Origin of the sequence: Neptunomonas sp. CHC150, from assembly GCF_030397555.1 — a bacterium.
Classification (GTDB): domain Bacteria; phylum Pseudomonadota; class Gammaproteobacteria; order Pseudomonadales; family Balneatricaceae; genus Neptunomonas; species Neptunomonas phycophila.
Map to the genome: position 1 here is coordinate 17,235 of NZ_JAPNXU010000001.1, position 25,470 is coordinate 42,704.

The 25,470-nt window shown below is 45.2% G+C and carries 36 protein-coding genes; 20 read left to right on the forward strand and 16 right to left on the reverse strand.

The window, feature by feature from the left end; translation table 11 throughout:
* Nucleotides 1–16: 16 nt before the first annotated feature.
* A complete protein-coding gene (gene miaB / locus OW491_RS00085; protein WP_075173615.1) occupies nucleotides 17–1,366 on the reverse strand; it encodes a tRNA (N6-isopentenyl adenosine(37)-C2)-methylthiotransferase MiaB in 1,350 nt (449 codons plus the stop codon).
* A gap of 207 nt (nucleotides 1,367–1,573) precedes the next feature.
* Between miaB and OW491_RS00090 the strand changes: the two genes are divergently transcribed.
* On the forward strand, nucleotides 1,574–1,903 hold the full coding sequence (locus OW491_RS00090) for a DUF1820 family protein (protein ID WP_075173616.1): 330 nt from the start codon (nucleotides 1,574–1,576) through the stop codon (nucleotides 1,901–1,903).
* Nucleotides 1,904–1,987: 84 nt separating this feature from the next.
* On the opposite strand, the gene OW491_RS00095 is transcribed toward OW491_RS00090, so the two are convergent.
* Nucleotides 1,988–2,503 carry a hypothetical protein gene (locus OW491_RS00095; RefSeq protein ID WP_075173617.1) on the reverse strand — a complete coding sequence of 172 codons (516 nt, stop codon included), beginning with the start codon at nucleotides 2,501–2,503 and terminating at the stop codon, nucleotides 1,988–1,990.
* Between the two features lie 162 nt (nucleotides 2,504–2,665).
* Nucleotides 2,666–3,670 carry an EF-P beta-lysylation protein EpmB gene (gene epmB, locus OW491_RS00100; protein WP_290034301.1) on the reverse strand — a complete coding sequence of 335 codons (1,005 nt, stop codon included), beginning with the start codon at nucleotides 3,668–3,670 and terminating at the stop codon, nucleotides 2,666–2,668.
* 141 nt (nucleotides 3,671–3,811) lie between these two features.
* Here epmB and efp point away from each other — a divergent pair, with 141 nt between their 5' ends.
* From efp to OW491_RS00120, 4 genes are all read left to right on the forward strand, one after another.
* Entirely contained in the window at nucleotides 3,812–4,375 is a 564-nt protein-coding gene (gene efp / locus OW491_RS00105; protein ID WP_075173619.1) for an elongation factor P, read from the forward strand.
* A 99-nt stretch (nucleotides 4,376–4,474) separates the two neighbouring features.
* Nucleotides 4,475–5,443: an EF-P lysine aminoacylase EpmA gene (gene epmA, locus OW491_RS00110; RefSeq protein ID WP_290034302.1), complete on the forward strand. Its 969-nt coding sequence runs from the start codon at nucleotides 4,475–4,477 to the stop codon at nucleotides 5,441–5,443.
* 287 nt (nucleotides 5,444–5,730) lie between these two features.
* Nucleotides 5,731–6,285: a hypothetical protein gene (locus OW491_RS00115; protein ID WP_290034303.1), complete on the forward strand. Its 555-nt coding sequence runs from the start codon at nucleotides 5,731–5,733 to the stop codon at nucleotides 6,283–6,285.
* A 76-nt stretch (nucleotides 6,286–6,361) separates the two neighbouring features.
* Nucleotides 6,362–6,694, forward strand: a complete 333-nt coding sequence (locus OW491_RS00120; RefSeq protein ID WP_290034456.1) for a YnfA family protein — start codon at nucleotides 6,362–6,364, stop codon at nucleotides 6,692–6,694.
* A 42-nt stretch (nucleotides 6,695–6,736) separates the two neighbouring features.
* On the opposite strand, the gene OW491_RS00125 is transcribed toward OW491_RS00120, so the two are convergent.
* Nucleotides 6,737–6,850 carry a hypothetical protein gene (locus tag OW491_RS00125; RefSeq protein ID WP_290034457.1) on the reverse strand — a complete coding sequence of 38 codons (114 nt, stop codon included), beginning with the start codon at nucleotides 6,848–6,850 and terminating at the stop codon, nucleotides 6,737–6,739.
* A 139-nt stretch (nucleotides 6,851–6,989) separates the two neighbouring features.
* Between OW491_RS00125 and OW491_RS00130 the strand changes: the two genes are divergently transcribed.
* Nucleotides 6,990–7,247: a type II toxin-antitoxin system Phd/YefM family antitoxin gene (locus tag OW491_RS00130; protein ID WP_075179730.1), complete on the forward strand. Its 258-nt coding sequence runs from the start codon at nucleotides 6,990–6,992 to the stop codon at nucleotides 7,245–7,247.
* Nucleotides 7,235–7,549 carry a type II toxin-antitoxin system RelE/ParE family toxin gene (locus OW491_RS00135; protein ID WP_290034304.1) on the forward strand — a complete coding sequence of 105 codons (315 nt, stop codon included), beginning with the start codon at nucleotides 7,235–7,237 and terminating at the stop codon, nucleotides 7,547–7,549. The genes OW491_RS00130 and OW491_RS00135 overlap by 13 nt, the downstream gene beginning before the upstream one ends.
* Nucleotides 7,550–7,739: 190 nt before the next feature.
* Here OW491_RS00135 and OW491_RS00140 read toward each other — a convergent pair whose 3' ends face one another.
* From OW491_RS00140 to OW491_RS00150, 3 genes are all read right to left on the reverse strand, one after another.
* Nucleotides 7,740–8,000 (reverse strand): Txe/YoeB family addiction module toxin, encoded by a 261-nt coding sequence (locus OW491_RS00140; RefSeq protein WP_075173621.1) that lies wholly within the window; start codon nucleotides 7,998–8,000, stop codon nucleotides 7,740–7,742.
* Complete coding sequence (locus tag OW491_RS00145) at nucleotides 7,997–8,248, reverse strand: type II toxin-antitoxin system prevent-host-death family antitoxin (protein WP_075173622.1); 252 nt, start codon at nucleotides 8,246–8,248, stop codon at nucleotides 7,997–7,999. The genes OW491_RS00140 and OW491_RS00145 overlap by 4 nt, the downstream gene beginning before the upstream one ends.
* A 227-nt stretch (nucleotides 8,249–8,475) precedes the next feature.
* Nucleotides 8,476–8,988: a hypothetical protein gene (locus tag OW491_RS00150; protein ID WP_290034305.1), complete on the reverse strand. Its 513-nt coding sequence runs from the start codon at nucleotides 8,986–8,988 to the stop codon at nucleotides 8,476–8,478.
* Between the two features lie 535 nt (nucleotides 8,989–9,523).
* Here OW491_RS00150 and OW491_RS00155 point away from each other — a divergent pair.
* The 9 genes from OW491_RS00155 to OW491_RS00195 all read left to right on the forward strand — a co-directional run bounded on the left by OW491_RS00155 (nucleotide 9,524) and on the right by OW491_RS00195 (nucleotide 15,460).
* Nucleotides 9,524–10,015, forward strand: a complete 492-nt coding sequence (locus OW491_RS00155; protein ID WP_290034306.1) for a hypothetical protein — start codon at nucleotides 9,524–9,526, stop codon at nucleotides 10,013–10,015.
* 613 nt (nucleotides 10,016–10,628) lie between these two features.
* On the forward strand, nucleotides 10,629–11,153 hold the full coding sequence (locus tag OW491_RS00160) for a hypothetical protein (protein ID WP_290034307.1): 525 nt from the start codon (nucleotides 10,629–10,631) through the stop codon (nucleotides 11,151–11,153).
* A 69-nt stretch (nucleotides 11,154–11,222) separates the two neighbouring features.
* Entirely contained in the window at nucleotides 11,223–11,888 is a 666-nt protein-coding gene (locus OW491_RS00165; protein WP_290034308.1) for a hypothetical protein, read from the forward strand.
* A 75-nt stretch (nucleotides 11,889–11,963) separates the two neighbouring features.
* The gene (locus OW491_RS00170) at nucleotides 11,964–12,323 is read left to right on the forward strand and encodes a DUF4262 domain-containing protein (RefSeq protein WP_290034309.1); all 360 of its coding nucleotides are present in this window, start codon (nucleotides 11,964–11,966) and stop codon (nucleotides 12,321–12,323) included.
* A 206-nt stretch (nucleotides 12,324–12,529) separates the two neighbouring features.
* The gene (locus OW491_RS00175; protein ID WP_290034311.1) at nucleotides 12,530–13,186 is read left to right on the forward strand and encodes a hypothetical protein; all 657 of its coding nucleotides are present in this window, start codon (nucleotides 12,530–12,532) and stop codon (nucleotides 13,184–13,186) included.
* A gap of 46 nt (nucleotides 13,187–13,232) precedes the next feature.
* The gene (locus OW491_RS00180; RefSeq protein WP_290034312.1) at nucleotides 13,233–13,484 is read left to right on the forward strand and encodes a DUF1272 domain-containing protein; all 252 of its coding nucleotides are present in this window, start codon (nucleotides 13,233–13,235) and stop codon (nucleotides 13,482–13,484) included.
* 113 nt (nucleotides 13,485–13,597) lie between these two features.
* A complete protein-coding gene (locus OW491_RS00185; protein ID WP_290034313.1) occupies nucleotides 13,598–14,560 on the forward strand; it encodes a PIN domain-containing protein in 963 nt (320 codons plus the stop codon).
* A 4-nt stretch (nucleotides 14,561–14,564) separates the two neighbouring features.
* Nucleotides 14,565–14,990, forward strand: a complete 426-nt coding sequence (locus OW491_RS00190) for a hypothetical protein (RefSeq protein ID WP_290034314.1) — start codon at nucleotides 14,565–14,567, stop codon at nucleotides 14,988–14,990.
* A gap of 104 nt (nucleotides 14,991–15,094) precedes the next feature.
* Nucleotides 15,095–15,460 carry a VOC family protein gene (locus OW491_RS00195; RefSeq protein ID WP_290034315.1) on the forward strand — a complete coding sequence of 122 codons (366 nt, stop codon included), beginning with the start codon at nucleotides 15,095–15,097 and terminating at the stop codon, nucleotides 15,458–15,460.
* Nucleotides 15,461–15,610: 150 nt separating this feature from the next.
* Here the strand turns inward: OW491_RS00195 and OW491_RS00200 are convergent, their stop codons facing one another.
* Complete coding sequence (locus tag OW491_RS00200) at nucleotides 15,611–16,273, reverse strand: cupin domain-containing protein (protein WP_290034316.1); 663 nt, start codon at nucleotides 16,271–16,273, stop codon at nucleotides 15,611–15,613.
* 135 nt (nucleotides 16,274–16,408) lie between these two features.
* Between OW491_RS00200 and OW491_RS00205 the strand changes: the two genes are divergently transcribed.
* Nucleotides 16,409–16,987, forward strand: coding sequence for a histidine phosphatase family protein (locus tag OW491_RS00205; RefSeq protein ID WP_290034317.1), 579 nt, complete (start codon nucleotides 16,409–16,411; stop codon nucleotides 16,985–16,987).
* A gap of 67 nt (nucleotides 16,988–17,054) precedes the next feature.
* On the opposite strand, the gene OW491_RS00210 is transcribed toward OW491_RS00205, so the two are convergent.
* Nucleotides 17,055–17,519 carry a pyridoxamine 5'-phosphate oxidase family protein gene (locus OW491_RS00210; protein WP_290034318.1) on the reverse strand — a complete coding sequence of 155 codons (465 nt, stop codon included), beginning with the start codon at nucleotides 17,517–17,519 and terminating at the stop codon, nucleotides 17,055–17,057.
* 407 nt (nucleotides 17,520–17,926) lie between these two features.
* On the opposite strand from OW491_RS00210, the gene OW491_RS00215 reads away from it, so the two are divergent.
* Together OW491_RS00215 and OW491_RS00220 are read left to right on the forward strand one after the other, a co-directional pair.
* A complete protein-coding gene (locus OW491_RS00215) occupies nucleotides 17,927–18,325 on the forward strand; it encodes a BPSL0067 family protein (protein WP_075173633.1) in 399 nt (132 codons plus the stop codon).
* Complete coding sequence (locus OW491_RS00220; protein ID WP_075179739.1) at nucleotides 18,318–18,728, forward strand: STY0301 family protein; 411 nt, start codon at nucleotides 18,318–18,320, stop codon at nucleotides 18,726–18,728. Before OW491_RS00215 ends, OW491_RS00220 begins: the two co-directional genes overlap by 8 nt.
* Before the next feature lie 67 nt (nucleotides 18,729–18,795).
* On the opposite strand, the gene OW491_RS00225 is transcribed toward OW491_RS00220, so the two are convergent.
* The gene (locus OW491_RS00225; RefSeq protein WP_290034319.1) at nucleotides 18,796–20,322 is read right to left on the reverse strand and encodes a PLP-dependent aminotransferase family protein; all 1,527 of its coding nucleotides are present in this window, start codon (nucleotides 20,320–20,322) and stop codon (nucleotides 18,796–18,798) included.
* A gap of 4 nt (nucleotides 20,323–20,326) precedes the next feature.
* A complete protein-coding gene (locus tag OW491_RS00230; RefSeq protein ID WP_290034321.1) occupies nucleotides 20,327–20,521 on the reverse strand; it encodes a hypothetical protein in 195 nt (64 codons plus the stop codon).
* Nucleotides 20,522–20,749: 228 nt separating this feature from the next.
* Between OW491_RS00230 and OW491_RS00235 the strand changes: the two genes are divergently transcribed.
* Nucleotides 20,750–21,388: a pyridoxamine 5'-phosphate oxidase family protein gene (locus tag OW491_RS00235; RefSeq protein WP_290034322.1), complete on the forward strand. Its 639-nt coding sequence runs from the start codon at nucleotides 20,750–20,752 to the stop codon at nucleotides 21,386–21,388.
* 31 nt (nucleotides 21,389–21,419) lie between these two features.
* On the opposite strand, the gene arsH is transcribed toward OW491_RS00235, so the two are convergent.
* From arsH to OW491_RS00260, 5 genes are all read right to left on the reverse strand, one after another.
* The gene (arsH, locus tag OW491_RS00240) at nucleotides 21,420–22,142 is read right to left on the reverse strand and encodes an arsenical resistance protein ArsH (RefSeq protein ID WP_178969372.1); all 723 of its coding nucleotides are present in this window, start codon (nucleotides 22,140–22,142) and stop codon (nucleotides 21,420–21,422) included.
* Nucleotides 22,142–22,567, reverse strand: a complete 426-nt coding sequence (gene arsC / locus OW491_RS00245; RefSeq protein WP_075173638.1) for a glutaredoxin-dependent arsenate reductase — start codon at nucleotides 22,565–22,567, stop codon at nucleotides 22,142–22,144. The genes arsH and arsC overlap by 1 nt, the downstream gene beginning before the upstream one ends.
* Nucleotides 22,568–22,594: 27 nt before the next feature.
* Nucleotides 22,595–23,878, reverse strand: a complete 1,284-nt coding sequence (locus tag OW491_RS00250) for an arsenic transporter (protein WP_075173639.1) — start codon at nucleotides 23,876–23,878, stop codon at nucleotides 22,595–22,597.
* A gap of 60 nt (nucleotides 23,879–23,938) precedes the next feature.
* Entirely contained in the window at nucleotides 23,939–24,313 is a 375-nt protein-coding gene (locus tag OW491_RS00255; protein ID WP_178969370.1) for a metalloregulator ArsR/SmtB family transcription factor, read from the reverse strand.
* Between the two features lie 139 nt (nucleotides 24,314–24,452).
* On the reverse strand, nucleotides 24,453–25,397 hold the full coding sequence (locus OW491_RS00260) for a ZIP family metal transporter (RefSeq protein WP_075173640.1): 945 nt from the start codon (nucleotides 25,395–25,397) through the stop codon (nucleotides 24,453–24,455).
* Nucleotides 25,398–25,470: the final 73 nt, after the last annotated feature.

Here is a 25,470-nt window from a genome sequence, read left to right on the forward strand (position 1 = left end):
CTTGTCTAGCTCCGGTTTACTGAATCGTATCAAGTTCGGAGCTAATGAGCTCTCCGATCAAGGAATTGGCATAGGCTTCGACAATCTTCACGTCGGCAAAGTGGCCGATAAGATCAGGATTGCTGCAGCGGAAGTTAACCACACGGTTGTTTTCAGTACGACCTGAAAGCATGCCTGGGTCCTTCTTCGAGTATCCATTCACCAAAATGCGTTGGGTAGAATCGACCATACGACGGCTGATTTGCATGGCTTGCTGGATAATACGGCTTTGCAGAATTTCTAGGCGCTGTTTTTTGGTTTCTTCTGTGACCGTGTCCGGTAAGTCAGAAGCCGGTGTCCCCGGACGGCGGCTGTAAATGAAGCTGAAAGAGGTATCAAAGTTGATCTCTTGGATCAGGTTCATCGTCGCTTCAAAGTCGGCGTCTGTCTCACCCGGGAAGCCAATGATAAAGTCAGAGGACATACTCAGATCAGGGCGCACTTTTAACAGACGACGGATTTTAGATTTGTACTCTAATACCGTATGGCCGCGCTTCATGGCCATCAGAATACGGTCTGAGCCCGATTGCACCGGTAAGTGTAAATGACTCACTAGTTCAGGGACATCCGCATAGGCTTCGATTAAGCTATCCGTAAATTCAACGGGGTGCGATGTCGTAAAGCGGATACGGTCAATACCCTCAATTGCCGCAACGTTACGGATAAGCTCGGCTAGATCAGCATAATCGCCGTCATCTAGTTCGCCACGGTAGGCGTTAACGTTTTGGCCCAAAAGGTTAACTTCACGCACACCTTGCTCTGCAAGTTCGATGCACTCGGCGATTACATCGTTCATGGGGCGGCTAACTTCTTCACCACGAGTATAAGGTACAACGCAGAACGTGCAGTACTTGCTGCAGCCTTCCATAACCGAAACAAATGCTTCCGCACCTTCTACCTTTGGAGCCGGTAGGGCGTCAAATTTCTCGATTTCAGGGAAGGTTACGTCAACAATGCCGCTTTTGCCCTCATGTGTGAGGTCGATCATCTCTGGCAAACGGTGCAAGGTTTGCGGACCAAAGATCATATCCACATACGGTGCACGTCCTAAAATTTTATCGCCTTCTTGGCTGGCGACACACCCACCAACACCAATTAATAAATCGGGACGTTTCGCTTTAAGCTTTTTCCAGCGGCCTAGCTGGTGGAAAACTTTCTCCTGTGCTTTTTCCCTTATTGAACAGGTGTTTAGCAGCAGAACATCGGCATCATCCGGGTTGTCGGTTAATTCCAATGCATGGCTTTCACCTAGTAAGTCCGCCATACGGGAGGAATCATACTCGTTCATTTGACAGCCATGAGTTTTAATAAATAGCTTCTTCGCCATTTCGCACCTAGGTTGGATTGTGTGAATCGATTAAAAAAAGACCAGATATTATACGTGAAATAGGCCTCTATGAGTAGCGCTTAATGCGCTTGTAATATCGGCATTTGACCCCATAAAGTGTGCGGTGTTCACTTATTACGAGCCACTCATTCCACAGCGCCCTTGTTATTACGTGCTGTTGGCGAATTTTAACTGTGTGGGGTCATTATGGCGGTTGCTAAACAAGATCATATCTATCGTGTCGTCTTCTTAAATCAAGACAAGGTATACGAAATCTTTGTTAAAAATGTGTATCAGAGTGATATGTGGGGGTTTATTGAAATAGAAGACTTTATTTTTGGAAGCCGTTCAGACGTGCTTGTTGATCCGAGTGAGGATAAGCTCAAGCAGCAATTTGAGGGGGTTAACCGTAGCTATATCCCTATGCAAGCGATTGTACGCATCGATGAAGTCAAAAAAGAAGGCGTGGCCAAAATAACTGACATAAAAGGCAATGTAAGTGCGTTTCCTATTATGCCGCCACCTTCCAAACCATAGCGCTGCCCCACTTACCCGGCAAACAACCAGTAAAAAATGGGCGTAAGGTGCGACCTTAGGCCCATTTTTTGGTAATACCGGCCGTTACTGCGTGCTAGCCGAAGCTGTATCAAATCCGCAGGTGCTGTTCAGCTTGGCAAGTGTTTGGCCCGATGCTACTTCAACGCTGCCATCAGAAAACACGATCTCTACCGAATCGATATCAACACATTGCACATTATGCTTTGCCCACGTGTTTTTCCATGCGTTACCTAAGCTGCGCTGGCCTGGCATGATTGGGCCAGCAACGCGCAAGTAAGCGCTGTGATCACGGCTTTTACGCGCACGAATAATATTGCCCGCCGAATCATAAGCCGTGGTACGGAAGAGAATAAACTGGTAAATCCCGTCGGAAGAGTTAACAAAGTCAATGTTAGTGCCTACAGGACCACGGCCGCCTTTGGCAACGGGTAGGGCATTTTCTAGAGTAATTAACGGAGTAATGACAATCGGTGGAGGAACAGGCTCGGGTGGAGGAGTGATAACAACTTTCTCCTGGCTACATGCCGAAAGTAAACCAATAGCGATGACTAAACCTGTCCAATTAAAAAGTGCGCGCATAACATGCCCTGTTGTTTGATTGTTAGAAACCCACCCGTAGACCTAAGGTGCTGAGTCTGGTTCCTTTTTCTGTAAATTCACTGAGCTGATCATACAGCTAGTGTCGTGTTTTTGTTGCACCAAGATAGCGCTATTGCCGAAAAAGTACGGCAACCATTTTAACTAAAAAGCAATCCATGTTTTAGACGGTTTTCCAGGCACCTCTCTGGCTAAACGTGGAACCAAATAGCCGGGGAGTGTCGCTTGTAATTGCCGAACCAAACTGGCCGCCGCCTCATTATCAATATCGAAGTGCGCAGCGCCCTCTACCTTATCTAACAAGAATAGATAGTAAGGCAGTATAGCGTAGTCAAATAAGCGTAAGCTTAATTGATGAAGAATCGCTGCGTTATCGTTAATATTTTTCAGCAAGACGGCTTGGTTGAGCACGGTAACACGAGCATCACGTAATTTTAAAGTAGCTTGACCTACGGCATCATCAATTTCGTTAGGATGGTTGATGTGTAAAACACAAACCGTTTTAAAACGCGACTGTGCCAGCCGTTGTGCTAACTGATCGGTCACACGTTGCGGGATCACCACAGGTAAGCGTGTATGTATCCGTAAACGCTCCAAATGAGGGATCGCTTCTAGATCGCTGATCATCCGGTCTAAGCGATTATCGCTGGTAGCCAGCGGGTCACCGCCCGAGAAGATAACCTCGCTAATAGAAGGATCATTGCGTAAATAAGTAAGTACTTGCTGCCACTGATCACCGCTAAGTTGTTGATCCTCATAAGGGAAATGCCGTCTAAAACAATAACGGCAGTTAATGGCACACGCGCCGCTCACAATAAAGAGAACGCGGCCTTGGTATTTGTGGATAAGCCCCGGAGCAGGGTTGCTGACCATCTCGGCTAACGGGTCGTGCGAATACCCAGGAAAGGATTCCATCTCCGCTTTTTGGGGTAGTACTTGCAGCAGTAAAGGATCGTTTGGGTCGCCTTTTTTTATACGCGCTAGATACGTAAGCGGTACTTTAAGTGCAAAGCTACGGGCGGCCTCTTCGCTGATATCCACATCGTTGGCCGTTAATTCAACGGCCTCTAGTAGGGTGTCTAAACGGGTGACCGCCTGCTTTAAATGTGTTTGCCAATCAAATTCGGCGAGGTTGTGGAGTGAAATCATGGAAGTCCGATGCAAATCAATTTTGCTCGCATTCTCCTTTTAAGTAGAATAACAGTCAATTTGCATTAACTTGTTTATACTGCACACTACTCACACTAAACATTTTTGCGTAAACATAGCTAAAACAACACTGAGACGAATATGGCAACTTACTCACCAAACCAGCTCAAGAATGGCCTTAAAGTTATGCTAGATGGCGATCCATGCGCTATTCAAGATCTGGACTTCGTAAAGCCTGGTAAAGGGCAAGCGTTCACCCGCGCTAAATTGCGTAACCTATTAACAGGGCGCGTGTGGGAGCGTACATTCAAAGCGAACGAATCCTTAGAAGGCGCGGATATCATGGACCGCGATATGGATTACTCGTACTTCGACGGTGACATGTATTACTTCATGGACCCAGTATCGTTTGAGCAGCACGCCGCAGACACCGCCGCTGTGGGCGATGCTATTAAATGGCTAAAAGAGAACGACACCTGCCAAGTTACCCTGTGGAACGACAACCCGATTGCCGTAACACCGCCTAACTTTGTTGAGTTAGAAGTAACCGAAACAGACCCAGGCCTAAAAGGTGATACGGCGCAAGGCGGAACTAAGCCTGCAACGTTAAGCACTGGCGCTGTGGTACGTGTACCATTGTTTATCGAAATAGGCCAAGTGCTTAAAATCGATACACGCTCTGGTGAATACGTTAGCCGCGCATAAGCCGCTAACCGTAAAGGATACGGCAGCTACGGCTGCCGTTTTTTGTGGCAAAAACAACATCCTCTCCCAAGGCTTTACACGTTAACTGACGAGCAAGTTATGAATTCACACTGGCAACCAACGGCTCCTATCGCACATCTACAAAAACGCGCCGACATTCTCGCGCAAATCCGCCGTTACTTTGCTAATCAGCAGGTCTGGGAAGTGGATGCCGCTGTGATGTCGCAGGCCGCTGTGAGTGACCCTTTTATTGACTCGTTAGAAGTCGCATACCGTCCTTTTCCCGAAGCTGAGGCAACCCAGTGTTATTTACAAACGTCACCAGAATATGCCATGAAACGGCTGCTCGCCGCGGGCAGTGGTGATATCTATCAAATGGGTAAAGTCTTTCGTAACGGCGAAGTAGGGCGCATCCATAACCCCGAATTCACCATGCTGGAATGGTATCGTTTAGGCATGGACGACACACAGTTGATGGATGATGTGGAAGCCTTAGTCACCTCTATACTGGGCATCCTGCCTATTCGTCGATGCACTTACACACGCATCTTTGCTGAAAAAACCGGCCTAGATATCCATAACGACGACAACCAAACCCTTGCAGACTACGCCCGCGCGCATATCGATGTTGATATCGCCACCGACGACCGTGATGGCTGGCTCAACCTCATTATGTCGCATTTTATCGAACCAACCTTAATCAATGAACCCATCTTCGTGACCGAGTACCCCGCCTCACAATCGGCACTCGCCCGCGTACGTCCAGACGCCAACGGCATCCCCGTTGCGGCTCGCTTTGAGCTGTTCATTGGCGGCATGGAACTTGCCAACGGCTACCACGAACTGACCGACCCAGCCGAACAGCAACGCCGTTTAGCAGCAGACCAAGCGACACGTGCTAGCTTAAACCTCCCGCAACGCCCGCTAGAAACACGGCTGGTAGACGCATTAATACAAGGCTTACCGGATTGTGCAGGTGTTGCATTAGGCGTGGACCGGTTAGTCATGCTGGCGCTGGGCACGGATAGGATTGATCAAGTTATCCCGTTTCCGTTTGAAAGGGCGTAATTAACAAGCCTCGCCCCCCTGCGGATAACCTTCTTTAAAACAAGACAGTTTATACAGTGAATTTTGTATCTGGACATAACGATAAAAGCATCCATAATCAAGATACTACCGTTATTAACAGGGAAGATAATGCGCATGCGTGTTTACAGGGAGCCGTATTCTTTGAATAGCCTCAATAAATTAATGAATATTAAAAGGTTAATAGTTATTCCGGAGCTTGGGCTTTGGGGTGTAAACGCGCATGCGCATGAATAAAACTGTTAAGTGTAAAAGGGAGGCTCATAGTAATGATTGAAAGTTACACAAAAATATACTGGCTAGAAGAGATACAAAACTCGTGTGTCTTCCTGGAAAATTTATATCGTAAACAAGAGTGGAATAATAACCTCGAATTTCAATTTGAAAAGAGTATATTCTTCGGATTCTATGCGATAAGAAAATTAATAGAAAGTAACTTAATTGATCCAAATATTGCATCTAGGAATACAAAAATCACTAAATACTCCCCTATAGAAAAAGAAGAATTTGAAATAAATTTTTTGGAAAGATGGTCTAAGGCATATAATCTGATGAAGGGAGATGAGTGGCAATTATCCCTTGAGAAAATTTGCAATCAATTTGTCCATAGTAAGATATATTCACCATTTGTGCCTGATGGTACTTGGTGTGTAGGTATCTATTTTGTCTCTGATAGAGACTACAAAAAAAAGGTTTACTACATACAATTGATTAGAGTAATAGAAACATTTTTGTCAGTATGTCACGGTAAATCCATCAGTTTAAACCTAGGTATTGATGAAGAAAATACTATTAGTATAAAAAACATAGGAAAATACACTTAACAAAGCAATCAACGTGGACGTGCTACGCACGCCAGTTATTGCGGCATTATATGAAACCAACAAGAGAAATCGTCTTTTGCCCGAAATAAAAACTTTAGGCCTTTTTATTCTTACTGCCTTGGCGGAGATTATTGGCTGTTACCTGCCATACCTTTGGTTACGTGAAGGGAAATCATTTTGGTTACTGATTCCTGCCGCTATTAGCCTTGCTGCATTTGCTTGGTTGCTGTCGTTACATCCAACAGCTGCAGGCAGAGTTTATGCCGCCTATGGTGGCGTTTATATTTTCATGGCTATTTTGTGGTTATGGGCCGTCGATGGCATTCGTCCAACTACTTGGGATATTGTGGGGTCTGGGATAGCGCTTATAGGCATGGCAATTATCATGTTCGCACCACGCAGCGCCTAACAAGTTGCTCTCAAATCCGCTCTGGGCGCAAAACTCCACCGGCTAGCCTGCACTGCGTTTTGGCTGCCCCAAAGATTCATCAGTATTCATAGTACAACTGAGCGATAAAAAGCCTTCATCAGAAACTTTACATACGAATCGGTGCTCATCATTTATAAGACGAGACCAATAACCTGAAGGGCCATGCCTTAGGGGAGAATGTTAGTTTCACTCCAGTGAGGCACCGGCAGACCATTCGTCTTTAAAAACATGAAGTGATACTATAGTGATACTTTTAACGTGAGAAGGTGTCACCATGAGAACGGAAGTCGTTACAACACTAAAGAGGCAAGCAACCAAGTTACTGGCTGACTTACATGAGACTAAAGAGCCCATTCTGATTACAGAGCACGGGCAGCCATCGGCTTACCTTTTGGATGTTGCTGACTATGAGTTAATGGTTGAGCGTATGAAAATTCTAGAAGGGATTGCGAAAGGGGAGCAGGCTGTTCGCGATGGTCGTACTGTGGATATGGAACAGGCTAAAGAGAAGATGAGTAAATGGCTCAAATAATCTGGACTGAGCCCGCTTTAGACAACGTAAATGACATTGCTGAATATATTGCTGTTAGTAACCCGCAGGCGGCAAAGCAGCTTGTCGCAAACCTGTTTAGTGCAGTTCAAAGACTCGAACAGTTTCCTAATTCAGGCAGTGTGCCTGAAGAGATTCCGACCTTACCTTACCGGCAGGTTATTGTTAATCCTTGCCGTGTTTTCTACAAAGTAGATCAAAGCTCTGTGTATATATTGCATGTACTTAGACAAGAAAGGGATTTACGTAAGTTTTTATTATCATCAGGCACTAAAGGCCAATAAGCGGCCAATTGGTTTATCGTAACTAAAAAGCCTCGATCGCCTGTGGATAACCTTCGTTAAAACATGACAGTTTATTTTGTGCTTTGATAAAAGCATCCATAATCAAGATACTAAAGTTATCAACAGGGAAGATAACGCGCATGACAGAGAATGATAATGCGCATGAGTATAAATAAAACTGTTATGTAGATCAGTATTCGTAGTGGTAGCGCAACTGAGCGATTAAAAGGCCGCCATCGGAAACTTTATATACGAATCGGTGCTCATCATTTATACGACGAGACCAATAACCAGAAAGACCATGCTTTAGCGGCTCGGGCTTACCTATGCCTTCAAAGGGGTCACGAGAGGAATCTTTGATTAAGGTATTGATCCGTTTCACCATAGCCTTGTCTGTTTTCTGCCAATATAAGTACTCTTCCCATGCCCTAGAGGAGAATGTTAGTTTCATTCCATTAAGTCTCTCTCGGTACCTTTTCCGGCTTCGAGCTCAGCAATGGATTCAAGCAGATGTCTAGCATTTGCTGGGGAGCGGAGAAGGTAGGCGGTCTCTTGCATAGCCTGGTAGTCTTCGAGGGAGACCATTACCACCGGTGTTTCGCTCTTTCTGGTAATAATCACAGGAGAGTGGTCGTTACAGACCCTTTCCATGGTTTTGGCAAGGTTCGCTCGTGCTGCAGTGTAGCTTATGGCGTCCATAATGGTTTTCCTGTACGTAAAATTGTACATAACTATACGATCACATAAAAAGGCTGTCAACCGGATGCAGTTTGCCACGCTCCGGTTACAACGGAGTTAGGCTGGAGAGCACATGAAAATTGAAGTCGAGACACCGTAGGATGAGACTTTATTGTATCTAATACGGCAATCTCGTGATTTGAAAGGCGAGAGGTTGACTAGCCTAAGCTATAACATTCTCTAGTAATTTAAGGGCAGTATTCATTGAACTCGCCCTTAAAAGATTCCCATGTCGGGATTAACTGAGCTTTTTCTGCCTCAGCTATACAATGCTTGTAAACGGCTTTCTCATTATCTAAGCAGGCTAATGTTTGCGCAGCGTCAGCCCGAAATATATTGCTTCCCAATAGACTAACGACAAATTCTAGTAGTGTTACTTTGTCATCAGGATTGGCTGCTAACCCTTCACCTTTTGATAGGCTTTGCATTGATAAGGTAAGCGTTAATCTTAGGTGATTGAGTGTATCTTGAGAAAAATTTGGCGGATAAATAAATCCATACATAACCGCTAGCGATGTATCTAAAAGAGCATCAGGGTCATTGGTTTGTAGATAAGGCCAAGCAGTGCACCAAGCCTCACCTTTATTACCCGCATCGATGAGCTGGGAAATGTTCTCTCTTTCAGGCTTCCAGTTGTTGAGGCCATTAGCAAATGAAGAGCTAAATAAAAAAGAAAGCAGAATAATAACTAAAATTTTCATAGTTTTTATAAAATGAATGATTTGTCTATATTCAATGACTTAGAGTATCACTAAGGGAATGCTTAGGGCAGACTTGTAACGCTTTGGAGATGCGAAGGTGTTGGGTCGGCTAGTGATCCTAGCGCTGGGCATAGACTGGATTGGCTAGGCGAAATTATTTCCGTAGGAGAAGGCGTAACTAATGGGCCTCGATCGCCCTGTGGATAACCCTCGTTAAAACATGACAGTTTATACAGTGTATTTTGTGTTTCTGCGAAAACGTGCGCGTTTACACACATAAGTGTGCTCATTTTGTAACTGGACAAAACGAGAAAAGCATCCATAATCAATGCGCTACAGTTAACAACAGGGAAGATAACGCGCACAATCAAGAATGATAATGCGCATGCGTGTTTACAGGGAGCCGTATTCTTTGAATATCTTCAATAAACTAATGAATATCAAAAGGTTAATAGTTATTCCGGAGCTTGGGCTTTGGGGTGTAAACGCGCATGCGCATGAATAAAACTGTTATGTGTCTATATCTGGAGTGACCATGAAATCTAGAGAAGTATTTAATGATTGTGTTTTAGCAAAAGGTTATTTTGTAAAAGCCGTAGAGGCTAAAGACTATCAGCAAGCTAAAGTATTATGGTTTTCATGCATTACATTACTTCGCACAATAGGCCATGTATTACATAAAGTAGACGCTCAGAATTTCGATTTCACTTTGCAGGAAAAATTATCAATTCAATTTAAAGTTTGGAAATCCAGTGAGTCAATCTTTAAGGAATTCATTGAAAAAGAAAGAAATAACATACTTAAAGAATACGATATTTGCGTTGGGGTTACTGAAACACAAGAGTCTGTTACCTTAATAACCTCTGACGGTTTTATGCTCGTATCAAGTGATGGTTATACTTTGCAAGCTACAAATACTATTGAAAGTTTTGTTAAAGCTAACGGATATTGCGAAGGGGAATCACCCATATCAATTTTGAATTCTGCCCTAGATTGGTGGGATACTAGATTAAAACAATTTGAGTAAAGCGTGCTCAAACACATAACAAGCAATTTAAACGGAACTAAAACAGTTGGCTATTGTTCGTTCCTCACAAAATTATAGCCAACAATTTTAGTCCGCTTAATGTGGGCGTTAAGTGTCTAATCGAGAATGAGCAAAACTATCGAAAAAATATGGCTTTTTACCTTGGTACTAGCACTAGCTGTAATTCTTTCATTTACAGCAGTGTTAATGGGCCTTTTCCCAATGCCCTATTATTTTGGCTTGGTCATACCGTATCTCGTAGTTGGCAACCTGGGGTTAATTGCTTACGTTGCGGCCAAGCATAGGAAGCAACTAATAAAGGTTTCTTTGGTTAGTATTATTTCGCTAGGACTGGCATATTTATGGGCAATACAAACAGCGTAAGTACCACACACTTAACAAGTTGCTGTAGTACGTTACGGCGCAAAATACGCGCCTCCACAGGACAGCCTACACTGCGTTTCGGCTGCCTCTAAGCAAGGCGTTATAAAACTTAAGGAAAATCATCATAGACAAGTTGCTTGTAAGATCTTCAGAGTTTGAAGACTATGTCATGAGTATCCTAAGGCACCCCCTTTACGATAGTTCTGACAGAATCAGAGTAAGTAAAATAATGTGTAGTGTTTCTCTGGAACATGCAGAGAGTTTTAAGATTCTACTGGCTTCAAGGAATTTTACTTCAGCTATAGGTTTGCTTCGCCTTCAGTTTGAGTGCTTGGTACGCGGTATGTGGGTTCTCTATGCAGCTTCAGAAACTGCATTGAGCAAGCTGACAGCAGAACTAAACGAAGATAGCCAAAAAAGAGCTAACAACCTCCCTATGCTGAGTGAAATGATTGCTCAGCTTGAAAAGAAAGCTCCAAAAAATGCTATTGATCCAATCCTAGAGTTTAAAGAGTATTCTTGGAAACCATTGAGTTCTTATGTGCATGGTGGCCTCCACGCGATTGATCGTCATAGCAAAGGTTATCCCATTCAAATACTAGAACAGGCTCTTAAAGCATCAAACGGTGTAAATGGATTAGTTGCTATTTTTGGATCAATTCTTACTGGTCAACCTCACCTAACCAAAGAGGTTTACAAATCATTTGGTAAATTTTCGGACTGTTTCCAGACTAAGGGTGCAGTCGTTTTATAACAAGTCAAAGCACTCGGACGCTGCAAAGCTGCGCCGGTGTTTGAGGCGTTATGCCATTAGGAGAGGTTATTGGATCTCGCATTTTTTATTAAAGAACGCTTAAAGTTCGCGACTTACTTTTTCGAGAATGCCTCCAAGCCATTTGTCGAATTAATTTCGGCTATTGAAAAGGAAGAACCTCCTTTTGTTCCAGTTTATGATGAGTCCGGAGAGCCTCAATATTTGCAAGAATGGCAAGATGCGAGAACAGGCCTCGAGTCTGTTGGTTTAACTGCGTTATCGATGGTGGCATCTTCCTTACAGCTATTTTTGAATGATTGGGTACGTTATAGGTTAGAGAGCCGTGGTGATTCCCAGTACAAAAGAAAGCACAGGAAGGGCTGGTTTCACGCATATCGTAAAATTCTAGAGGAAGTGGGATTGGATCTAACAGCGTGTCCTGCCAACCTTGAACTAATCGAGCAAGCAGTACTTGCGAGGAATAGAGGACAGCATCCAGATGTGTTAACTATGCTCCAGACAACCCACTCAAAAAGTGATTTAGAAAAATACCCCAATCCATACTTTGTGTCTGAAACAGATCAAAGGGTTATCGAACAAGACAATGGGGAGCTGTCTTGGTGGTTATCACCTAACGTGTACGTTGATGAGTCCAAACTAAGCACAGTTATCTCTGAAGTCGAAAAATTATGTGAGTGGCTAGAGGAAGAGTACTGGAATGCAGTCAGGGCATAACAAGGCGCTGCTGTCGGACAAATTTTCCGCTGCGCTCCAAATTTGCCGCAGAGCGCGGCGTTATACGAGTAAAGTATGAGCAAGGAAGAAATGCAGGGGAATATAAAAAAATATGGTTGGCATTTCCTATTTGTCTTTGATCCAAATGGAGAACATCAAGACTTTTCATACACAATAGGGTTAGAGGAAAGCTTTGGGCATCCAGAAATTATAATATTTGGCCTCAAGAAGGATTCCGCGCACGCGATTATTGCTGATATTGTCGAAGACATTAAGTCCGGTGTCACAATGGAGCCAAACAAAAAGCTAGGTAATGTCATTGGTGGTGATTTTGAGGTTATGTTTAAGCCTATTATTCCCAACGCGTACAAAGAGTATTTAGGTACAGCTGTTAACTACTACTGTAAGCCTTTTAGAGCACTAGTTATGTTTTGACCAGACAAGGCTAATATTTTACCCACCGAAGAAGGGTGTGAGCTAACCATTCAAAATGAAGCGCTTGAAATCGTATAACAAGGCAATCAATTTGACCTCCACTGCGGCGATTGTTTTGTGCTGGTTAGCACAAAACAATCACCTCCATTTCGGCAAATTATTGCGGCGTTATATTCTAAGGAGTAGGAGCCATTAATAGATTAAGTTTGGACAGTGCTGTCTTTCTTGCAGGATTTACGGCAGTTTTATATACATGGAGCACAGCGTACTACAATGGCTTTCTTGGGGTTCTTCACTTAGATGCGGATATGATGGAACGAAGCTTTCATCAAGTTATCTATAGCGGCTTGTTAATATCTTTTGCTCCTGCCTTGTTGATTCTAATTTTGTTGGCATTTCTTTTGTATTTCTACTCTCATGCATTATTACCTAGCTACATAGATTGGGTAAGAAAATCAATAAGGACAAAAAGGAAGATCGTAAAATTTCGCCGCTTTTGGTTCGGAAAGAGAAATTCACCGCCTGTCGAGTTGAGAGCTAAAGCACTCTTTACCACAGTTGCAATACTTGCCAATTTTGGTGTTCTTTATGTAGCAAGTCTCATATATTTCGAACATGAGGGTAAAGAAAAAGCAACGCAAGTTGTTGAGGCACATTTACATGGAGAAAGTAAGCCAACTCAAATGGTAAGAGTAAAAATTAGCAAAGAAGATAAAACTCTAAGGTTTTTGGGGTGCGGAACTAGAAATTGTGCAGGTTTAGAAGAGAAAACAAATTTAATATTTTACTATGCCAGTTCGCAGGGTTACTCATACCTTCACCGAGAGTCGAATGTAACAAGTCAAGCAAGAGGCACGCCGTAACCGGCGCCCCTTCTTGAAGCGTTATGCATCGAATGGAGAGTAAAAAATGCTAGAACTTCGTCCGAATTGTGAGTGCTGTGACAAAGACTTGCCTCCAGATTCTACTGAAGCGGTTATTTGTACTTTTGAGTGCACATTTTGCGAATCGTGCGCTGAAAATATTTTAAGTCACACATGTCCCAATTGCAGGGGTAATTTGGTTCAAAGGCCTATACGCCCGCCTGAAGCATTGAAAAACAATCCTGCATCAACGAAGCGGGTTTTAAAAGAGCATGGCTGTGTCGGGGCAGATGCATAACAAAGTGGTGTTGTTCGCCGCTATCGCGGCTAGGACCTACACTGCGTTGTGCTTCGTTCCGGCCCCAAACCACCGCGTTATGTTTGTCCAGAGATGATATAGAGAACCACCTAATGGCTACACGCTTAATGTTTGATACAAACTTCATTATCAGATTGGGTACAAAGGAGTACCGGAATGGTGAAGTGCCTCCGAGATTAGCGAGCCAAATCAAGATGGCTTTAGATCGCGGAGATTCAGTTCTAATCCCGAGAACTGTGCAGATGGAACTTAATGCTTGTATAAGAGAACAGGCCGAAAAAGAACTGTCTGAGATCCAGCGAGCGAAGGACCTGCTTTTGAATAGCGGCTACACGATTAACAGTCCGAAAGCTGAAGAAAAAACCGATATAGACGCATTCGGAATAATAAAACAGAGGTTTCCCGATGTTTATCTTCTGGAGCCGTCTCATGAAGATTATTTTGAGGCGGAAAGAAGAACTTCTTTTAGAGAGCCTCCCTTCCCAAAGAACAACCCGAAAGCAGAAGAGTTTCGAGACAGGCTGATGTGGTGCCAGATAGTTGGTCTGTCGAACGACTCTGATCCACCATTTGTTGTCGCCTCTGACGATGGAATTTTTGAAAACGGCGCGCTGACCGAAGAAGGTAAAGACATAAGATTGATAGTTTTAAAAACGGAAGAGGAGCTCAGCCAGTGGCTCGATCAAAGACCCGATCATATACAAAGACTTATTGATGAACTGCTTTTGTTCAAAGACGAAGTTGCGACCTCGGGGATAAACATAGTTGAAAAGGAAATTGATAGAATCGTCGATTACCGCTCTGTGAACGAGTCAAACGGTGTAATGATCAAGAAGTTCAATTTGGTTTTCACAGACGAGAGCAATATGTTCTGCAGAATTTTATACCGAGGTGGGGTGCCGGTTACTGTTGACCTTAAGCTCGACGGAAAGGATATCACTCATAATCGGAAGTTGAACCCGCAAGAGGCTCATGCTTCCATGTTAGAACAACAGCTAAAAGCTTCAAAAGCTCAGTTTCAAGAGGCTGAGTTACAGCAACTTATAGGTAATTGATATCATGGATTTCAGATTAGGTTCACAGAATTTTATCGGTGTCAAAATTCCCCTTCTCTGGGGGACAAGAGCAATATTATCGCATTCGTCAGGAGCATTATCCGTTATTGACATCGGTGGAGAGTCGGCTTTTCCAGAGATTGTCTCAGATATGCCTTGGAATCAAGTAGAGTACACTGAAAAAGAAGACGGTTTTGTCATTTATAGGGGTGACAAGCAAACTTATTTTTACTCGCCAGCCAGGAAACTCTTTAGAGACATGGCGGGATCTCTACCAGAATGCGAAATATCAGCTGAATATACTCGAGTCGGCACCAATAAAATTAGTGGCGGAATGATTGCGGGATTTGGAGTTGGTATTGGAGTTTCTGAAAACGGCTTTTTTATGGGAGGGTCTATTCCTCCCGGGTTGGCGGAGCTCAAGGTGTGACCAAGAACATAACAAGCAGCTGCTGTCGGACTTGCAAAAGCTCCGGCTTCGCCTCCACTTTTTCCAGCCGCAGAGCTGGGCGTTAGGCTCTCAAGGAGGAAAATTTGAGCAATCTGAAAACTGTAGAGCTGAAGACTTTTATTCCTTCAAAGGATTTTGAAACATCAAAGAATTTCTATTCGGAAATTGGTTTCACAAAAGCTTCTGATGAAGGTGGAGTTGCCTACTTTCACTCTGGTGGCTGCAGCTTTCTACTTCAAGATTTCTATGACAAATCATTAGCTGAAAACCTGATGATGCATTTGCTGGTCGAAGATGTTTATTCTTGGCATAAGCAAATCAAAGAGTCGGGTGTGGCCGATAAATATCATATTAGTGTCTCAGATATTACGAAGCAGCCGTGGGGTATGCTAGATTTTGTTATTCACGATCCTAGCGGTGTATTGTGGCGGTTTGGCCAAAATGTATAGCCTAACAAACATGTCTACAGGGCAGTTTTTTGGCTGCGCCATTTGTGAATTTCGCTTTGCTACACTTTTTATAAAAGCTCTCCACAAAAAATAGCGCCGTGCATAGGCCTTATTAAGTCCTGCTTCCCTCCACTTACTGCCAAAAGCTCACTACAAATGCCCCGTTTTCACATAGATCAATGCGCCGTCTTCTTTTGTGAATGGAGTGTGTTGGCTCATGTGGGGGCTTCGTAGCCATGTGCCTGCGGGGTAGCTTCCGTGTTCGTCGTAGAAGGTGCCAGCGATAACGAGTATTTCTTCGCCGCCCCAGTGCTGGTGGGCTTTGAATTGCGTGTTTGGGGCCCATTTCACGAGTGCTACGTGCTCGCCTTCATATTCGTGCAATGGCATAACGGTTAGGCCGTCAACCAACCCAGGGTGCCACATTTGTTGGGTGGTATTAATCACTTTTTGCTCAGTATCGCGTTCGTTAAACTGATGTAACTTAACAAAAATTGTTGCGCCTTCTTTTCCGATGTTGGGCGTGTGGGACGTGCCTATTGGGTTACGAAGGTAGCTGCCTTGTGGGTAGGGTTGATGCTCATCGGCAAATACACCTTCAAGTACAAAAATCTCTTCGCCTCCGTCGTGCGTATGAGATGAGAACTGGCTGTATGGCGCATAGCGCACAATAGACGTGGCGCGCGCGACTTCATCGCCTATTCGATCGAGCATCATGCGTTCAACGCCGGGCATGGGGGATGGAACCCATTGATAATCCTTAGGTCGAATGACGACACGTTGTTCAAAATCGGCATTGAGTAATGTACTCATGTTACGTTCTCATCGATGTTTTGGGTTGGATACGGATACTGCCCACTTAAGCAGCGTTTAAACGCTGTACGTGCAGACCCTGTGTTCGTCATTCATTTTAGCAACAAAGCCTGTAGGGCTAGGTAGGGTTATTGTATGAGAAAGCGAATAACTCAGTTGTGTATTTTGTTGTGTACGGCGTGGATTAGCGCGGTAGGTTCTGCGTCAGAGTTAACAGAGGCTCAATTATGGCAGGCGTTAGCGTCTACTCATCATGTGGCTATTATGCGCCATGCGATAGCGCCGGGCATTGGCGATCCATCAAACTTCACGCTTGGTGAGCGCGATACACAGCGGAATTTGTCGAATGCTGGGGTTAACCAAGCAAAGCGTATTGGCGATAGGTTTCGTGAGCAGGGTATTACTGAGGCAGATGTCTATTCGAGTGAGTGGTTTCGGTGCTTAGATACGGCTAATTTGTTGGCCTTAGGCGGTGTAACGCCGCAACCTTTGTTAAATTCCTTCTTTCAAGACGCTTCACAAAAGGGTAAGCAAACCCAAGAGCTTAGGCAATGGATTATCCAGCAAAATACTGACAAACCCAGAGTGTTGGTAACTCATCAGGTTAATATCACGGCGCTCACAGGTGTTTATCCGTTGTCAGGTGAAATTGTGGTGTTGCGTGTTGGTGAAGGCTCCGATCTCACGGTGCTGGGCACGATTAAAACGCAGTAGTAAATAGGTGTGTTTGAAGGGAGCCGTTAAAAAGGGAGCTAGCTCCCTTTTTAAAACACGCTTGTATCTAAACGTTGACGCGTGCGTGATCTCCCATCTCATCGGGATCAATTTGTTTGCCGGTAAAGAGCTTGAACATCCCTTTGATGCTGGGGTCGGCTGTCCAGATTTCGGCATCTTTCAGTTCCATGCGCATCATTAATAGCGATGGGTCATCTTTACCTTTCTCATACCAAGCACTGACAGGCTTGGACCAGTATTTGTCGATAATTTCTGGACGCGTTTCAGGGACGAGTGTACCGCTAATGCAGGCGAATAAATCATGACCTTTACTGCTAAATTGCACCATTGCCGGTCCGCCTTTGGCAACTCGGTTCGTTGCGGTGGTGTAAAACCAGAACTCGCTGTTGGCATCTTTATCTAACTGTACGCGCATGGGCTCTGAGTGATCGTTAGTACCCGTTAGCCCCAGCATTACATTAGGGCTATCGGCAAGCGCTTCCCACATAGCTTTACTCATATCAGTCGACATAGTGTGCTCCTTGTATAAACGTAAATTGAGTTAACGCTAGGCTTTATGATTAACGTTGTTTTGTTAAACCAATGGCGCGTTCGCGTTAACTACTTAGTGAGTAATGAGCATAAGGCATGCCAGAATACATGATTGGCGCTATGTCAGGGCTTTAGCGTAGTACGGAGTTTGCGCAGTGGGAAAACAGGGGTAAGGTTCCTGTAATTTATGCAGGTAGGTTTACTTTTTTACAGGATAGTGCGCGGGTGTATGAATAAAAATGTTATGTCTACTAGGGTAGTAAAGTTCAAATATGGAGTGCTGGGGGGCTGTTGGTTTTTTACTTTTGATATAAGTTTGATTTGCTACTGCGGCCAATAATAGAATGCTGATTTGCTATCAACGCTAGTCTACAAGGAATGTATGTAATGAGCGACGGTCATTTTGTTTATACAAAAGTAAAAAGTTTGGAAGGCAAACCAAAAGTATTTGGTGGGCAGTGCGCTGGTTTAGTCCAGTGGTACACAAAAGTTGGAAAGGCTGATACGTGGCGAGAGGGTATTCAAGTTAGAGGTAATGCTTCGGAAATAGTATCGGGTACGGCTGTGGCGACATTCGAAAATGGAGTTTATCCTAATCGTAGTCACGGGAATCATGCAGCTCTTTATATCTCCCAAGATTCACAAGGCATTTGGGTTATGGATCAATGGACTTCAAAGCCATCTATTTCTAAGCGAAAAATGCTGTTTAGAGGGAAAAATTCCGATGGATCATTTGTTGACCCTAGTAACAATGGCGATGCGTTGTCGGTGATTATTCATGAATAAATTTGTCATGTTGGCCCTATTGTCAGTTCCACTTTTTAGTAGTTACAGCCTTGCACATGATGGTGTTGCTCATATTGAGTGTCCCGAAAGTATCTCTACTGCTCAGGTGGTAGAGTCTGCTGATGAGTCATTCAGTGCTTTTACAAAAAAAGGTGCGAATTACTTCCTTGGGATAGGTGTTACTGAAGGTAGCCCTGATAAGGAACAGTGGTTGAGGCCTGAATATCTGAAAGAGAAAGATATCGACTTATATGATCTCTCGTATGCTCAAGAGTCGGTTTGGGTGGTATGCCAGTACGCAAACACCTCGGTTACTTTAGCAAAAGAGCTTGAAAGAGCTTCCGCTTGCGAAATACCTACTCCGCAACATGGCGGAAATACTGCTAATTGCCGTTTGAAATAGTAATTACCAACTAAAGGGCCTAATAAGTGATCTTTATGATGGCCCTTTAGATCCTTCGGTCGCGTCTTTAATACGATCGAATAATCCCCGCGAGTTTAATAACCCCTGCTTCCATGTCGGCTTCGTCAGTAGAGCCAAAGCCTATGACGATGCCTTGTCGTTTTGGGTGTGAGCGCGAATATCGAGAGAGTGCTCGTATGCCTAGTTTGGCTTGGTTGGCGTACGCTTCTATCGATTGGTCAAGTGGGTTGTTTTCGTCATTTTTGTCAGTCAGTGCGTCAGGTAAAAAGTAGCAATCATGCATTCCACCTTTATTGGGTTGCAAGGTGAGTTCGGGCAGGTGCTTGTCGACGAGTGCATTCAGTAACACCTTGCGGCTTTGGTACAGCTTGCGCATGCGGCGTAGATGGCGATTGTAGTGGCCTTGGTTCATAAAGTAGGCCAGCGAACGCTGCAGTGATGTGGATAAGCCGCCGTCGGTAATGGATCGCAGTCTAAGTGCATGTGCGGTTAAGCTGGGTGGAACAACTAGATAGCCTAAGCGGATACCGGGAAACATAGTACGGCTAAAGGTGCCGGTGTAGATAACGCGTTGCTGGCTGTCTAGGCCTTGCAACGCCGCTATGCTGTGGCCGCTAAAGGTAAATTCGCTGTCGTAATCGTCTTCAATGATCCAGCGTTCATGGCGTGTAGCCCAATCGAGTAGGGCTTTGCGAGTTGATAAGGGCATGGTTTCACCCAGCGGGAAGCTACGCGAAGGGGTGACGATGGCTGCCGTTGCAACGCTGCTATTGGCCTCGGTGGAGGTAAAGTAGGATGCTGCTGAATTTTCGCTGATCAGTTCATTATTTACACCAAGACTATTCAGAATAAGATCTACACCTTGGTAGCCTACCCCTTCGAGTAACACGGTATCTCCCGCATTGAGCAGGATACGTAGCATCAAGTACAAGGCTTGCTGTGATCCGCTGGTAATAATGAGGTTGTCAGCAGTGCAGTTTACACCGCGCTGTTGGCGGAGAAATAGCGCGGTTTCATGCCGTAGTAACGGATCACCTGCGAGGTCTGGGTTGCCGTAGTGGTAGCTTTCCCGTAGGGCTTGTTTACTGACTTTATGCCAAACATTATGCGGAAAGTGATCCATCGCCGGTTGAGCCGGTAAAAAATGATGTGTTTGCTCGTTGTGCAGCCGTTGGCGTAGTGAATCGTTTAATGTGTTAGCGCTAGCCGAAACAGCAGGTGCGTTTAAGCTGGAAGACGGTGAAGTGGCGTGCGGCTCGCTTGTCGCTGGCGGTTCATTGGTTGGCAGTTCATAGCTTGGCAATTCATAGCTTGGCAGTTCGGGTAAGTTAGCCACAAACGTGCCTGAGCCTCTGCGCGTTTCTACATACCCTTCGGCTTGTAATATTTCGTAAACCGTTTTAACGGTAGAGCGGGCTATGTGGAGTTGTTCGGCTAGTAGACGGGTAGAAGGCAGTTTGTCATTGGCTTCCAGTTTTCCCAGTCTAATAGCCGATAGAATAAGTTGATAAAGGCTTTGCTGCTTATTGTGTGGGGTTAACGATATTTCCGTTTCAAATAAGCGTAGTGCCATAGTGTTAGTCGTTGATTACCCGGTATTCGGCATCATAGGTGTGGCCATCTTCTTCGGACTGTTTGCGAGCCGGAGATAAGCGCATTTTAATAGCAATCACTACAAACAGGGCGCAGCCAACAACTAATCCTACTACGGTTAAAAACGCACCGATAATCAGGCTGAGTACTAAAAGGATTGCTGCTTTGATGTTTTTCATTGTATGTCCTTTTGCGTGTATGTCTCTTGAGTTCCCATTTATAGACAACGGATTGGCGCAAAGTACTCATGTAAAGAAATGTAAATGCTCTCTCCTATGTTAACGGCTCTTGCCATGTGGTTAAAGTGGGCTAGTTAAAAAGTAAAAAAGTGGGTATTAATTTAGCCCGATAATGTCTTTACCCTGTTTATATCTGGATGAATGATGGTTAAACAGTGCGAGGTGCTCATGGAATCTTATTCAGTAAAACCCCATACACGCGTAAAGCGCGGTGGTAATCGGGCTACGTACGATAAAGCGGTGATCGATGCTATTTTAGATGAAGCGACGATGTGTCATGTGGGCGGCGTGGTAGATGGCTTGCCGGTAGTTCAACCTAATTTGCACTGGCGTGTTGACGATGTGCTCTATATTCATGGTTCTGTTAAAAATGGCCTGATTCGCAGTATCCTTGAGCAAGGCAAAGTGTGCATAACCGTATCGATTTTAGATGGGTTGGTTATGGCACGGTCGGCATTTCATCACTCTGTTAATTACCGATCTGTGATGCTTTTTGGCACGCCCGAGCTGGTGGAAGACGAAGCCGAAAAAAAGAGAGTGTTGGATGCGTTGCTTGAGAAGACGCATAAAGGCCGGTCGTTAACCGCTCGGCCGCCTAATGCGAATGAGCTGCGTGCCACAACAGTGATTGGTGTTCGAATTGAAGAGGTCTCCGCTAAAGTGAGGGCGGGCGCACCGATCGATGATGCAGAGGATCATGCGTTGCCTGTCTGGGCTGGGGTGATTCCGGTATCCAGAGTCCGGGGCGAGCCTATTCAGGATGCGTTGCAGCAAGAGGCGGGTATCGAAGTGGGTGAGCTGGTGTAGGAGCCACCAGCTCATCGGTGTTACCAAGCGATTATATTTTCTCTTGGTTGACACGGGCCATAAGCTGCGCAGCGGTTTCTTTACGCTCGCTGTAGCGGTCTGTTAACTGATCTACGTTACCGCGAAGTAGCAGCGTAAACTTCATTAACTCTTCCATGACATCGACGACACGGTCGTAATAGGAGGAAGGGCGCATGCGGCCCGCTTCGTCGAACTCTTGCCATGCTTTGGCCACGGATGATTGGTTGGGTATGGTAAACATACGCATCCAACGGCCTAAAATACGCATTTGGTTTAAGGCATTGAATGATTGAGAACCGCCACTGACCTGCATGATGGCAAGTGTTTTTCCTTGGGATGGCCGAACCGCTCCTTCAGACAGTGGTATCCAATCGATCTGTGTTTTCATAATGCCTGTCATGGCACCATGACGCTCAGGTGAGCACCAGACCATACCTTCACTCCAGCGTACCATTTCTCGTAACTCTTGTACTTTGGGGTGAGTGTCGGGCGCGTCATCAGGCAAGGGTAAGCCTGACGGGTTAAATATACGCACATCAGCCCCCATGCTTGTTAATAAACGTGCGGCTTCTTCTGTCACTAAGCGGCTGTAAGAGCGCTCACGTAGTGATCCATAAAGCATGAGAATTCTCGGTGGGTGTTCAACAGGAGTGGGGCTGCAGGCCGTCTTGGTCATATTCTGTTCGAGCAGCTCTGATTGGAGCGCTGGCATGCTTAAATCATCAATATTCATTATTTAACTCGTTGTCCTTGGTCGTTAACGATGAGCTCGCCATCTTCTTTGCTAAACGCGCCTTGCTGGGCATCGGGCAGAATATCCAAAACGATTTCTGACGGTCGGCACAGCTGCGTACCTAAAGGGGTTACAACAATTGGGCGGTTAATTAGGATAGGGTGATCCATCATTGCATCGATAATTTGTTCTTCTGTGAAGCTCCCTTCGGCTAAGTTCAAATCGTGGTAGGGTTCAACATTCGTTCTTAGCAATGCGCGAACAGGTATACCCATGTCAGCAATGAGTGAAACGAGCTTCTCCCGTGAGGGAGGCGTTTCTAAGTAGAGAATGATCTCTGGCTCTACTCCGCTGTTACGGATCAAAGCCAGTGTGTTACGTGACGTGCCGCAGGCTGGATTGTGGTAAATGGTAATGTGACTCATAGCAAGCTCCCAGTTAATTGAAGGGCATTACATGGATAAGCGCAACGCTAAGGCGGCTAGCGTGACGAGCAGTACAGGAGTGGTCATCAAAATACCTACTTTGAAGTAATACCCCCATGAAATTTGGATGTTCTTTTGGGAAAGAACGTGCAGCCATAGAAGAGTCGCTAAGCTACCGATCGGTGTTATCTTAGGGCCCAAGTCACAGCCAATAATATTGGCATAAACCATGGCTTCTTTGAGGACGCCTGTTGCGGTGCTACCTTCTATAGATAGCGCACCAATTAAGACCGTAGGCATATTGTTCATTACTGAGGACATAAATGCGGTTAAGAACCCAGTGCCTAATGTGGTGACCCAAATACCATGTTCGGTAAATGAGTTGAGGATATTTGAAATAAAGTCTGTTAGCCCCGCATTGCGTAAGCCGTACACCACCAAATACATACCCAGAGAGAACGCTACGATTTGCCATGGGGCACCCTTGATGACTTTATGAGTATCAATTAAGCGTTCGCGCTTAGCGGTTATCCACAACACTAATGCGGCAACAGCTGCGACTAAGCTAACGGGAACTCCCAAAGGTTCTAAAGCAAAAAAGCCGATTAGTAGCATGGCGAGCACAACCCAGCCCATAACAAAGGTTTTGTGATCGCGAATAGCTTGGCGAGGGGCTTTTAATTTGCTGTCGTCATAATCAATCGGGATTTCTTTGCGAAAAAATAAGTGAAGTGTCACTAAAGAGGCGAGAATAGCAGCCACATTGACGGGGACCATAACAGAAGCGTATTCGTTAAAACCAAGCGAGAAGAAGTCAGCGGTGACTATATTCACTAAATTAGAGACGATTAGCGGCAAGCTTGCGGCATCGGCAATAAAACCTGCCGCCATCACAAAGGCCAGCGTTGCCCCTCGGCTAAATCCAAGTGCCAATAGCATGGCAATAACGATAGGCGTAAGGATGAGCGCAGCACCGTCATTAGCAAAAATAGCGGCAACGGTTGCGCCGAGTAAAATAACCCACGTAAATAGCCATTTTCCCCGCCCTTTGGCCCAGCGAGCGATGTGCAACGCTGCCCATTCAAAGAAGCCTGACTCATCCAGCAAAAGGCTGATGATGATAACGGCTATGAAAGTGGCGGTAGCGTTCCAGACGATTGCCCACACGGTTGGGATGTCGTCAAAGCTAACCACGCCCGTAGCCAATGCCGCTATAGCCCCTAATATCGCGCTGTAGCCTATACCTAGTCCTTTGGGCTGCCAAATCACGAGTATTAATGTTGTGATGAATATTATGCTTGCGAGTATCATAGGGTTCTCTTTATACAGATATGATATTTCATATATGTTAAGGTAAAATTTTTTAGTAAGTTATACGCAAACAGATTTACCTAAAGTAGGTGATGTACTCTGCGCGTGTTGGGTGAGTTGTTTAATATCATCATAGTTGCACTGCCATGCCTGCTCGATGATCTGAGCAGCCCATGCAGGTATGTTGGGCGACAAACGATAGTGAATCCACTTACCTTCTCGACGATCTAATAGTAACTCGCTTTCCCTTAGCATGGCTAAGTGCCGAGAGACCTTAGGCTGCGACTGCTGTAGCGCCGACGTAATATCGCACACGCACAGTTCTCCTTTCTCACGTAGTAAAAGAAGGGTGGTTAGGCGTGTTTCATCCGACAAGAGCTTAAATAGCTTTAATGGGGTTAAGACGTCTGTTGTTGTGGCTTGAGAGTGTGTCATACCGGCTCCATCTGTGCAGCGCACATGATAGAACAGAAAAAAACCACCGACAACATATTTATTTAAACGTATATGTTGTTGGTGGTTTATATGGCGCACGGCCTAATCAGAATAAGGGCTTAACAGCGGTAGGCGGCTATTACCCTAAGGCTGTATCCAATACCATCATGACGGCAAACCCACCCATCAAGCCAATAGTTGCTGGGGTTTGGTGGCCATTGCGATGTGTTTCTGGGATGACTTCATGCGATACGACAAACAACATGGCGCCGGCTGCAAGACTTAAACCTAGCGGGTAAGCTAGCGGTAAGCCGCTGGCGACACCTACGCCAATAAAGGCACCAATGGGTTCCATTAATCCGCTCCCCGCCGCGACAATGAGAGCGAGTAAGGGGCGAATACCGGCCGCGCGCAAGGCCATCGCTACGGCTAAGCCTTCAGGTATATTTTGAATAGAAATAGCGGATGTGATCGCTAAGCCAACGGTATCATCACCACCGGCATACCCGACACCAATAGCCATTCCCTCGGGTAAGTTGTGCAAGGTAATGGCCATCGTAAATAACCAAACGCCACTGAGGCGGTCGCGTCCGGGGCCAAACGTACCGCTGTGTGCATGGGCGTGTGGAGTAAAGCGGTCTAGCCCCAGCATTAACATCACGCCCATCGCTAAACCAATAACCACAATAAAGGGTGATAAAGCGGGTTTGCCAAGGATTTCGGTTGAGGCATCTAAGGCAGGGATAATAAGAGAAAACACACTGGCGGCCATCATCATACCGGCGGCAAACCCCAGCATGCTGTCTTCTATTTTTGTTGAAAGGCCACGCAATAGTAAAACGCCGCACGCGCCAAGGGCCGTGGTACTAAAACTGACTAGGCTTCCCAGCATGGCATGGTTGAAACGGATATTTTGTCCCCCCAGCGCGTTGTACTCAATCAGCACTAATACAATCACCGCAATAACAGTGAGCATGAAACCGGCTGTGATCAGCGGATGGCGTTTCATCTCATCAATGAGTTGACTAAAAAATGCAATCGACTGATTGGGTTGCGCGGTTGATATCGAGGCTTGTGTTTCCATGGGGAGCTAAGTTCCTGTAAAAGTACCTGTGTTAAGTGGCTATGTACGTTTTGATCATTGTTTAAGTAGAACG

Bases quoted from the DNA above. Each gene is read 5' to 3' on its own strand.
- miaB (WP_075173615.1), bottom strand. From the start codon at position 1,366: ATGGCGAAGAAGCTATTTATTAAAACTCATGGCTGTCAAATGAACGAG.
- OW491_RS00090 (WP_075173616.1), top strand. From the start codon at position 1,574: ATGGCGGTTGCTAAACAAGATCATATCTATCGTGTCGTCTTCTTAAAT.
- OW491_RS00095 (WP_075173617.1), bottom strand. From the start codon at position 2,503: ATGCGCGCACTTTTTAATTGGACAGGTTTAGTCATCGCTATTGGTTTA.
- epmB (WP_290034301.1), bottom strand. From the start codon at position 3,670: ATGATTTCACTCCACAACCTCGCCGAATTTGATTGGCAAACACATTTA.
- efp (WP_075173619.1), top strand. From the start codon at position 3,812: ATGGCAACTTACTCACCAAACCAGCTCAAGAATGGCCTTAAAGTTATG.
- epmA (WP_290034302.1), top strand. From the start codon at position 4,475: ATGAATTCACACTGGCAACCAACGGCTCCTATCGCACATCTACAAAAA.
- OW491_RS00115 (WP_290034303.1), top strand. From the start codon at position 5,731: ATGATTGAAAGTTACACAAAAATATACTGGCTAGAAGAGATACAAAAC.
- OW491_RS00130 (WP_075179730.1), top strand. From the start codon at position 6,990: ATGAGAACGGAAGTCGTTACAACACTAAAGAGGCAAGCAACCAAGTTA.
- OW491_RS00135 (WP_290034304.1), top strand. From the start codon at position 7,235: ATGGCTCAAATAATCTGGACTGAGCCCGCTTTAGACAACGTAAATGAC.
- OW491_RS00140 (WP_075173621.1), bottom strand. From the start codon at position 8,000: ATGAAACTAACATTCTCCTCTAGGGCATGGGAAGAGTACTTATATTGG.
- OW491_RS00145 (WP_075173622.1), bottom strand. From the start codon at position 8,248: ATGGACGCCATAAGCTACACTGCAGCACGAGCGAACCTTGCCAAAACC.
- OW491_RS00150 (WP_290034305.1), bottom strand. From the start codon at position 8,988: ATGAAAATTTTAGTTATTATTCTGCTTTCTTTTTTATTTAGCTCTTCA.
- OW491_RS00155 (WP_290034306.1), top strand. From the start codon at position 9,524: ATGAAATCTAGAGAAGTATTTAATGATTGTGTTTTAGCAAAAGGTTAT.
- OW491_RS00160 (WP_290034307.1), top strand. From the start codon at position 10,629: ATGTGTAGTGTTTCTCTGGAACATGCAGAGAGTTTTAAGATTCTACTG.
- OW491_RS00170 (WP_290034309.1), top strand. From the start codon at position 11,964: ATGAGCAAGGAAGAAATGCAGGGGAATATAAAAAAATATGGTTGGCAT.
- OW491_RS00180 (WP_290034312.1), top strand. From the start codon at position 13,233: ATGCTAGAACTTCGTCCGAATTGTGAGTGCTGTGACAAAGACTTGCCT.
- OW491_RS00185 (WP_290034313.1), top strand. From the start codon at position 13,598: ATGGCTACACGCTTAATGTTTGATACAAACTTCATTATCAGATTGGGT.
- OW491_RS00190 (WP_290034314.1), top strand. From the start codon at position 14,565: ATGGATTTCAGATTAGGTTCACAGAATTTTATCGGTGTCAAAATTCCC.
- OW491_RS00200 (WP_290034316.1), bottom strand. From the start codon at position 16,273: ATGAGTACATTACTCAATGCCGATTTTGAACAACGTGTCGTCATTCGA.
- OW491_RS00205 (WP_290034317.1), top strand. From the start codon at position 16,409: ATGAGAAAGCGAATAACTCAGTTGTGTATTTTGTTGTGTACGGCGTGG.
- OW491_RS00210 (WP_290034318.1), bottom strand. From the start codon at position 17,519: ATGTCGACTGATATGAGTAAAGCTATGTGGGAAGCGCTTGCCGATAGC.
- OW491_RS00215 (WP_075173633.1), top strand. From the start codon at position 17,927: ATGAGCGACGGTCATTTTGTTTATACAAAAGTAAAAAGTTTGGAAGGC.
- OW491_RS00220 (WP_075179739.1), top strand. From the start codon at position 18,318: ATGAATAAATTTGTCATGTTGGCCCTATTGTCAGTTCCACTTTTTAGT.
- OW491_RS00225 (WP_290034319.1), bottom strand. From the start codon at position 20,322: ATGGCACTACGCTTATTTGAAACGGAAATATCGTTAACCCCACACAAT.
- OW491_RS00230 (WP_290034321.1), bottom strand. From the start codon at position 20,521: ATGAAAAACATCAAAGCAGCAATCCTTTTAGTACTCAGCCTGATTATC.
- OW491_RS00235 (WP_290034322.1), top strand. From the start codon at position 20,750: ATGGAATCTTATTCAGTAAAACCCCATACACGCGTAAAGCGCGGTGGT.
- arsH (WP_178969372.1), bottom strand. From the start codon at position 22,142: ATGAATATTGATGATTTAAGCATGCCAGCGCTCCAATCAGAGCTGCTC.
- arsC (WP_075173638.1), bottom strand. From the start codon at position 22,567: ATGAGTCACATTACCATTTACCACAATCCAGCCTGCGGCACGTCACGT.
- OW491_RS00250 (WP_075173639.1), bottom strand. From the start codon at position 23,878: ATGATACTCGCAAGCATAATATTCATCACAACATTAATACTCGTGATT.
- OW491_RS00255 (WP_178969370.1), bottom strand. From the start codon at position 24,313: ATGACACACTCTCAAGCCACAACAACAGACGTCTTAACCCCATTAAAG.
- OW491_RS00260 (WP_075173640.1), bottom strand. From the start codon at position 25,397: ATGGAAACACAAGCCTCGATATCAACCGCGCAACCCAATCAGTCGATT.